A 9,709-nucleotide genomic window follows, 5' to 3' on the forward strand; every position below is an offset into this window, starting at 1 on the left:
CGCCGGAGGAGTTGTGGCAGCTGCTGGCGTCCGGTGGTGATGCCATTGGTGAGTTCCCCGTGAACCGTGGCTGGGACCTGGACCGGCTCTACAGCCCCGACCCTGACCAGCAGGGCACCTTCTACGCCCGTGAGGGCGGCTTCATCCACGATGTCGCGGACTTCGATGCCGACTTCTTCGGGATCTCGCCGCGCGAGGCGCTGGCGATGGACCCGCAGCAGCGGTTGCTGCTGGAGACCTCGTGGGAGGCGTTCGAGCGCGCCGGCATCGACCCCGCCACCGTGCGGGGCGAGCGGGTCGGCGTCTTCACCGGCACCAACGGCCAGGACTACCTCAACCTCGCCCTCGCCGCCCCCGACGGTATCGAGGGGTTCGTCGGCACGGGCAACGCTGCGAGCGTCGTCTCCGGCCGTCTCTCCTACGTCTTCGGCCTCGAAGGCCCGGCGGTTACGGTCGACACGGCCTGCTCGGCCTCGCTGGTCGCTCTGCACCTCGCCGTGCAGGCGCTGCGGCAGGGCGAGTGCTCCATGGCGCTGGCTGGCGGTGTGACGGTCATGTCGTCGCCGGGGGCCTTCATCGACTTCAGTCGTCAGCGTGGGCTGGCGGTGGACGGCCGGATCAAGGCCTTCGCCGCGGACGCGGACGGTACCGGGTGGGGTGAGGGTGTGGGCATGCTGCTTGTGGAGCGGCTGTCCGATGCCCGCCGGAACGGTCACCCGGTTCTGGCCGTCGTTCGTGGCTCGGCCGTCAACCAGGACGGTGCGAGCAATGGTCTGACGGCGCCGAACGGTCCGTCGCAGCAGCGTGTCATCCGGGCTGCTCTGGCGAGCGCGGGTCTGTCGGCTGCGGACGTGGATGCGGTGGAGGCGCACGGTACGGGTACCCGGCTCGGGGACCCGATCGAGGCGCAGGCGCTGCTGGCGACGTACGGCCAGGAGCGTCCGGCTGAGCAGCCGCTGCTGCTCGGTTCCATCAAGTCGAACATCGGGCACACGCAGGCCGCGGCCGGCGTCGCCGGCATCATCAAGATGGTGCTGGCCATGCAGCACGGGGTGCTGCCGCAGACCCTGCACGTGGACGAGCCCACCCCGCACGTCGACTGGTCGGCGGGCGAGATCGCCCTGCTGACCGAGTCGCGCGAGTGGCCGGAGACCGGGCGTCCCCGCCGCGCGGGCATCTCCTCGTTCGGCTTCAGTGGTACGAACGCCCACACGATCATCGAGCAGGCTCCGGCCGTCGACGGTGCGGAGGACTCCGGGCTGCCGCGGGAGCGGTCGGGCGGTGTCGTGCCGTGGGTGCTGTCAGCGAAGAGTGAGGCGGCCCTGAGGGTTCAGGCCGAGCGCCTGGAGGCGTGGATCGCGGCGGATGAACTCCTCGAACCCGCCGACGTGGCTTACTCCCTGGCCACCTCGAGGTCGGCCCTCGAACGCCGGGCCGTCGTCGTTGCGGAGGAGCGGGACGAGCTCCTGGCCGCTCTGAAGGCCCTCGCAGCCGGCGAGCAGACGCCGGGACTGTTCCGAGGAACGGTGTCCGGGGGCGGTCTGGCCTTCCTCTTCACTGGGCAGGGCAGCCAGCGTCTCGGGATGGGGCGTGAGCTCTACGACGCCCACCCCGCCTTCGCGGACGCGCTGGACGCGGTCTGCGCCCGGATGGACGCCCACCTGGAACTGCCCCTGAAGGATGTGCTGTTCGGCTCTGATGCGGAGTTGCTGAACCAGACCGCCTACACGCAGCCTGCGTTGTTCGCGGTCGAGGTCGCGCTGTTCCGGCTGCTGGAGTCGTGGGGGGTGAAGCCGGACTTCCTGGCCGGGCATTCCATCGGTGAGATTGCTGCCGCGCATGTGGCGGGTGTGTTCTCGCTGGACGATGCGTGTGCGCTGGTGGCGGCTCGTGGTCGTCTGATGCAGGCGCTGCCGGCCGGTGGTGTGATGATCGCCCTCCAGGCCTCGGAGGACGAGGTCCTGCCGCTGCTGACCGAGCGCGTGAGCATTGCTGCGGTCAACGGTCCGACGTCGATCGTGGTGGCCGGTGACGAGGACGCGGCGGTCGCGGTCGCCGAGGTCTTCGAGGCGCAGGGCCGGAAGTCGAAGCGGCTGACCGTCAGCCACGCGTTCCACTCGCCGCACATGGACGGCATGCTGGAGGAGTTCCGCGAGGTGGTGGCGGGGCTGTCCTTCGGCGCCCCGCGTATCCCGGTTGTCTCCAACCTCACCGGTGCGCTGGTCACCGACGAGATGGGCTCGGCGGACTTCTGGGTGCGGCACGTGCGGGAAGCCGTTCGCTTCCTCGACGGCATCCGCGCCCTGGAGGCGGCGGGCGTCACGCGATACGTCGAGCTCGGCCCCGACGGGGTGCTGTCCGCCCTCGCACAGGACTGCCTGACCGACGACGCCGATGCCGCCGTCTTTGTGCCCGTGCTCCGCAAGGGCCGTCCCGAGGCCGAGGCCTTCACCACGGCCGTTGCCCAGGCCCACATCCACGGCGTCACGGTCGACTGGTCAGCGTTCTTCGCCGACACCGGCGTCCGCCGTGTGGATCTGCCGACGTACGCGTTCCAGCGAGAGCGGTACTGGCCCAGTGCGGTGGCCTTTGCCTCTGGGGATCCGGAGTCGATCGGGCTCGGTGACGCCGCCCACCCGCTGCTGGGCGCGGCGGTCACGCTGGCCGATTCCGAGGGGGTGCTGCTCGCCGGCCGGCTGTCGCTCGACACTCACCCCTGGCTTGTGGATCACACCATCCATGGCGGTGTTCTGCTGCCGGGTACGGCCTTTGTGGATCTGGCGATCCGTGCCGGTGACCAGGTCGGGTGTGATGTGGTGGAGGAGCTGACGCTGGAGGCGCCGCTGGTCCTGCCCGAGCGGGGCGGCGTACAGCTCCAACTCGTGGTCGAGGCGCCCTCGGCGTCCGGTCACCGCCCGTTCAGCGTCTACTCCCGCCGCCAGGACGCGGTAGCGGAGGAGCCGTGGACGCGCCACGGATCGGGCGCGTTGGCGGCTGGTGCCCGGCCGGAGGCCGGGCAGGAGTTCGGTGAGCTGGCTGCCTGGCCGCCGGCCGGTGCCGTACCGGTAGACATCGATGGGCTGTACGCCGAGATGGCCGGGGACGGAATGGCCTACGGGCCGCTGTTCCAGGGGCTGAAGGCTGCCTGGCGGCGCGGCGGCGAGCTGTTCACCGAGGTGGTGCTGCCGGAGTACGGGCGTCGGGATGCGGAGCGGTTCGGGCTGCACCCGGCACTGCTGGACGCGGGTCTGCACGCCATCGGTCACGGTGACACCGCCGCCGGGCAGGACGCCACTGGCGCGATGCTGCCCTTCTCCTGGGCGGGTGTCTCGCTCTACGCGGTGGGTGCGTCTGCGCTGCGGATGCGGCTGACCCCGCTCTCCTCGGACGATCCGCACACTCTGGCGCTGCTGGTGGCGGACGAGTCCGGGCGTCCGGTGGCGGCCGTGGAGGCGCTTACGCTCCGCCCGGCTTCGGCCGACCAGGTCAACGCTGCCGGAGGCGGCGGACATGTGGAGTCCCTCTTCCGCGTCGAATGGGTGCCTGCGGCAGCTCCCGTGGCGGCTGGTGCGTCCGACCTGCGGTGGGCTGTGCTGGGCCGGGACGAGATCGGGCTGCGTGGTACCGGGGCCCCGGTCACGGAGTACGCCGATGCGGGCGCGCTGAGTGCGGCGCTCGCCGCGGGCGGATCGGCGCCGGATGCGGTGTTCGTGATGTCTCCCGCTACCGCGCAGGCCGATGACACCGTCGGCTCTGTCCATGCGGCTGTGTACGGCGCGTTGGCAGTGGTGCAGGAGTGGCTGGCGGACGAGCGGTTCGCCGGTACCCGCCTGGTGTGGGTGACCTCGGGTGCGGTGGCTGTTGAGGCCGGTGCGGGTGTTCGGGACCTGGCGGGCGGTGCGGTGCGTGGTCTGCTGCGTTCGGCGCAGTCGGAGAACCCCGGGCAGCTGGTCATGCTCGACCTTGACGGGGCGGACGCGTCGTTGGCGGCGGTTGCTGCTGCGTTGGCGGTGGGCGAGCCGGAGCTGGCGATCCGTGCGGGTGTGGTGAGTGCGCCGCGTCTGGTGCGTGTTCTGTCGTCGGAGCGTGTGGTCGAGCCGCCGGTGAGCTTTGGTGGTACGTCCGGGACGGTGCTGGTGACCGGTGCGACGGGTAGCCTGGGCCGGCTCTTCGCCCGTCACCTGGTGACGGCGTACGGTGTCGAGCGGTTGCTGCTGACCAGCCGTAGGGGTCCTGCCGCCGAGGGTGCTGACGAACTGGTTGCGGAGCTGGCCGGGTTGGGTGCCCGTGCGGACCTGGTCGCCTGTGACATCGCGGACCGGGAGGCGCTGGCTGCGCTGCTGGCGTCGGTTCCGGCCGAGTATCCGTTGACTGCGGTGGTTCATACGGCAGGTGTTCTGGATGACGGCGTTCTGTCGTCGCTGACTCCGGAGCGGGTGGCTGCGGTGCTGCGTCCGAAGGTGGATGCGGCATGGAACCTGCACGAGCTGACCCGGGAGCTGGACCTGTCGGCGTTCGTGCTCTTCTCGGGTGCGGCTGCCACGTTCGGTGCGGCGGGGCAGGCGAACTACGCCGCTGCGAACGCCTTCCTGGAGGTCCTGGCCGAGCAGCGGCGGGCTGAGGGTCTGCCGGCGACCTCCCTCGCCTGGGGCCTGTGGGCTCCGCACGTGGGCAACGGCGGTATGGCGGCCCGTCTTGACGAGGTCGACCTGCGTCGCATCGCCCGGGAGGGTGTTGCCGCACTCGCGGCCGACGAGGGGCTCTCGCTCTTCGACACCGCCGTCATGGTGGACTCGGCGGTGCTCCTGCCGATGCACCTCGATGTTGCGGTTCTGCGTGCGCAGGCGGTTTCGGCGGGTTCGACGCCCGCATTGCTGCGTGCCCTCGTACGGGTGCCTGCGCGCCGGACCGTGGAGCGGCGTGACGGCGGCACGGACTCCGGTTCGCCGCTGGCCGCCCGTTTGCTGGGACTGCCGGCCGCTGAGCATGAGGGTGTGCTGCTGGAGCTGGTGTCCGGACATGTGGCCGCTGTGTTGGGCCACTCCGGCGCTGGGTCCGTGGACGCCGAGCGGGCCTTCCGGGACCTCGGTTTCGACTCCCTTACCGCGGTGGAACTGCGCAACGTACTCAAGACAGAGACCGGCCTGCGCCTGCCCCCGACCTTGATCTTCGACTACCCGACGCCGGCGGCTCTGGCCCGGCACCTGCTGACCGAGCTCGCGGTGATCGCCGGCTCCGGTGGCCAGGTGGGTGGGGTGCGTACGCCCGTACGGGCCGCCGTGGGCGTCGTCGACGATCCGATCGTGATCGTTGGTATGGGCTGCCGCTTCCCCGGTGGCGTGCGGTCGCCGGAGGAGCTGTGGCAGCTGGTTGCCGCGGGTGCGGATGGCATCACCGCCTTCCCGTCCGACCGTGGCTGGGACATCGAGGCTCTGTACCACCCGGATCCGGATCATGCAGGTACGTCGTATACCCGTGAGGGCGGGTTCCTGCACGACGCGGCCGAGTTCGACCCGGCGTTCTTCGGGATCTCGCCGCGTGAGGCGCTGGCGATGGATCCGCAGCAGCGGCTGCTGCTGGAGACCTCCTGGGAGGCGTTCGAGCGGGCGGGCATCGACCCGACGTCGATGCGTGGCAGCCGTACCGGCGTCTTCGCCGGCGTCATGTACCACGACTACGCGACCGGCTACGGAAACGGAGAGGAACTGCCGGACGGTGTGGAGGGGTACCTCGGCACCGGTAACTCGGGGAGCATCGCCTCCGGTCGCGTTTCGTACGCCTTCGGTCTGGAGGGTCCGGCGGTCACCGTCGACACGGCCTGCTCGTCCTCGCTGGTCGCACTGCATTGGGCGATCCAGGCGCTCCGCGGCGGCGAGTGCGACATGGCCTTGGCGGGCGGTGTGGCGATCATGGCGACCCCGGAGACGTTCGTCGACTTCAGCCGTCAGCGTGGCCTTTCGGCCGATGGCCGTTGCAAGTCGTTTGCGGCGGCTGCGGATGGGACGGGCTGGGCTGAGGGTGCGGGCATGCTGCTGGTGGAGCGGCAGTCGGACGCGGTGCGCAACGGTCATCCGATTCTGGCGGTTGTGCGCGGTTCGGCGGTGAACCAGGACGGTGCGAGCAATGGTCTGACGGCTCCGAATGGTCCGTCGCAGCAGCGCGTCATCCGTGAGGCGCTCGCCAGTGCGGGTCTGTCGGCTGCGGATGTGGATGCGGTGGAGGCGCACGGTACGGGTACCCGGCTCGGGGACCCGATCGAGGCGCAGGCGCTGCTGGCCACGTACGGGCAGGAGCGGCCGGAGGGCTGGCCGCTGCTGCTGGGTTCGATCAAGTCGAACATCGGGCATACGCAGGCTGCGGCCGGTGTCGCCGGTGTGATCAAGATGATCATGGCGATGCGGCATGGGGTGCTGCCCAAGACGCTTCATGTGGATGCGCCGTCGGCCCAGATCGACTGGGAGGCCGGTGACGTCTCCCTGCTGACAGAGGCGGTGGACTGGCCGGAGACCGGGCGTCCGCGCCGAGCGGGTGTCTCGTCCTTCGGTATCAGCGGGACGAATGCGCACACGATCATCGAGCAGCCGCCGGTTCTGGAACCGGCGGAGGAGCCCGTGGCGGGCGAGCTGCTGCCGGTGGTGCCCTGGGTGCTGTCGGCGAAGGGCGAGGAGGCACTGCGGGAGCAGGCACGTCAGCTCCGGTCCTACGTTCTGTCCGCGCCCGACGCGCGTTCGGTTGATGTCGCGTGGTCTCTGACAGCTACCAGGGCGTTGTTCGAGGACCGTGCGGCGGTGGTTGCTGCGGACCGCGAGGGCCTGCTGGCCGGACTCGCGGCGCTCGCGGAGGGTGATTCGGCGGCGGGTGTGGTTGAGGGCTCGCCGGTCGGCGGGAAGGTTGCCTTCCTGTTTACCGGACAGGGGAGTCAGCGGCTGGGTATGGGGCGTGAGCTGTATGACGCCTACCCGGTGTTCGCGGAGGCGCTGGATGCGGTGTGTGAACGGCTGGAACTGCCGCTGAAGGATGTGCTGTTCGGGGCGGATGCGGAGCTGCTGGACCGGACGGAGTTCACGCAGCCGGCGTTGTTTGCGGTGGAGGTGGCGCTGTTCCGGCTGGTGGAGTCGTGGGGCGTGCGGCCGGACTTCCTGGCCGGGCACTCCATCGGTGAGATCGCTGCCGCGCATGTGGCGGGTGTCCTGTCGCTGGAGGATGCGTGCACGTTGGTGGCGGCTCGTGGTCGTCTGATGCAGGCGCTGCCGGCCGGTGGCGTGATGATCGCGGTGCAGGCGTCGGAGGACGAGGTTCTTCCGCTGCTGACCGATCGGGTGAGTATTGCGGCCGTCAACGGCCCCCAGTCGGTGGTCATTGCCGGTGATGAGGACGCGGCGGTCGCCGTCGCGGAAGCCTTCCCGGGGCGGAAGACCAAGCGTCTGATCGTCAGCCACGCGTTCCACTCGCCGCACATGGACGGCATGCTCGATGACTTCCGCCGGGTGGTGGAGGGGCTCACGTACGACGCTCCGCGAATTCAGGTTGTGTCCAACCTGACCGGGGCCCTGGTCTCGGATGAGATGGGTTCGGCGGAGTTCTGGGTCCGGCACGTGCGGGAAGCGGTGCGCTTCCTGGACGGTGTGCGAACTCTGGAGGACGCGGGCGTCACGACGTACCTCGAACTCGGCCCAGGTGGCGTGCTCTCGGCCATGGGCCAGGAGTGTTTGACGGGTGAGGGCGCCGCCTTCGTGCCCGTCCTGCGGAACGGGCGTTCCGAGGCCGAGACGGTGGTCGCTTCGCTGGCCCAGGCCCAGGTGCGGGGTCTGGACGTGGACTGGCAGGCGTTCTTCGCCGGTTCGGGTATTCGGCGGGTGGACCTGCCGACGTACGCCTTCCAGCGGCAGCGCTACTGGCTGCCGATGGCGAGCGGTACGCGGAATGGCACCGCCGACGAGATCGACGCGCAGTTCTGGGACGCGGTGGAGCGTGAGGACCTCGAGTCGCTCGCTGCCACGTTGGACGTGGATGGCGAGAACGCCTGGGACACGGTTCTGCCGGCCCTCCCGACCCTGTCGGCGTGGCGTCGAGGCATGCGGACCCAGTCCGAAGTGGACCGCTGGCGATACCGGGTGTCATGGCAGCCGTTGACGGATGCCGGAGCTGATGGGCGTTTGTCCGGGACGTGGCTGGTGGTGGTTCCTGCTGCGGGTGTGGACGACACGGCTGTCGTGGATGCGCTGGCCGGGCGTGGTGCTGAGGTCCGTCGGGTCGTTGTTGAGCCCGGTGTTGATCGTGCGGCTCTGACCGGTCTGCTGTCGGATGTTGATGACGTTGCCGGTGTGGTGTCGCTGCTTGCTGTGGACGAGGCCGCGGGTGTTGTCCCGACCATGACTCTGGTGCAGGCGTTGGGTGATGCCGGGGTGGAGGCGCCTCTGTGGTGTCTGACTCGTGGTGCGGTGAGTGTGGGCCGTTCCGATCGTCTGGTGTCTGCGGTTCAGGCTCAGGTGTGGGGTCTGGGGCGGGTTGCTGCCTTGGAGGTTCCGCAGCGTTGGGGCGGGCTGGTTGACCTGCCTGAGGTGTGGGACGAGCGAGCCATGGCCCGCCTGGTCGGTGTCCTCGCCGGAACTGATGAGGATCAGGTCGCGGTGCGGTCCTCTGGGGTGTTCGGGCGTCGACTGGTCCGCGCTGCTGCTGGTGGGGGTTCTTGGACGCCGTCGGGGACCGTTCTGGTGACCGGTGGTACGGGTGCGCTGGGCAGCCGGGTGGCCCGTTGGCTGGCCGGTGCGGGTGCGGAGCGCCTGGTCCTGACCAGCCGCCGCGGTGCGGATGCTCCGGGTGCTGCTGAGTTGGTGGCGGAGCTGTCCGGGCTGGGTGTGGAGGTTGCGGTCGTCGCCTGCGACGCCGCTGACCGTGATGCTCTGCGGACGTTGCTCGCTGCTGAGGCCGGCACGTTGACGGCGGTGGTGCACACCGCTGGTGTGCTGGATGACGGTGTTCTGGATGCGCTGACGCCGGTTCGCTTCGAGACGGTGCTGCGCGCCAAGGCCGTTTCCGCGCTCAACCTGCATGAACTCACCGTCGAGCTGGGTATCGAGCTGTCGGCGTTCGTGCTGTTCTCTTCGATGAGTGGCATGACCGGTGCGGCCGGTCAGGGCAACTACGCTGCCGCGAACGCCTATCTGGACGCGCTGGCCGAGCAGCGCCGCGCCGCTGGTCTGGCGGCTACGTCGCTTGCGTGGGGTCCGTGGGCCGAGGGCGGTATGGCTGCCGATGAGGCGATGGACGCGCGGATGCGGCGTGAGGGGCTGCCTCCGATGGCTCCGGACACGGCGATGGCCGTTCTGCGGCAGAGCGCGGCCTCGTCGGATGATGCGGCTCTGCTGGTCGCGGATGTGGACTGGGAGCGTTTCGCGCCCGCTTTCACCCTGGTGCGCCCCAGCACTCTCTTCGCCGAGCTGGCAGAGGCCCGGCCTGCCCGTGTCGAGGCCGCGGGCGACGCCGGTGCGCCGGTCGGGCGGCTGGCCGGTCTTGGTGCGGTCGAGCTGGAGCGGGAGCTGCTGGGTCTGGTCCGTACGCATGTTGCGGCCGTTCTCGGGCACGACGGTTCGGAGGCCGTTGGTGCCGAACGTGCTTTCAAGGAGCTGGGGTTCGACTCGCTGACCGCGGTCGAGCTGCGGAACCGGCTCGGCGCGGCGACGGGGGTTCGCCTTCCGGCCACGTTGAT

The 9,709-nt window shown here is 70.0% G+C and carries 1 protein-coding gene; it reads left to right on the forward strand.

Going from position 1 to position 9,709, the window contains the following annotated elements:
- On the forward strand, window positions 1–9,709 hold a 9,709-nt coding region (locus ABT123_RS36510), incomplete at both ends, for a type I polyketide synthase (RefSeq protein ID WP_351322730.1).

This window comes from Streptomyces sp. NPDC002054 (assembly GCF_040296685.1).
In the GTDB taxonomy this organism is placed as follows: domain Bacteria; phylum Actinomycetota; class Actinomycetes; order Streptomycetales; family Streptomycetaceae; genus Streptomyces.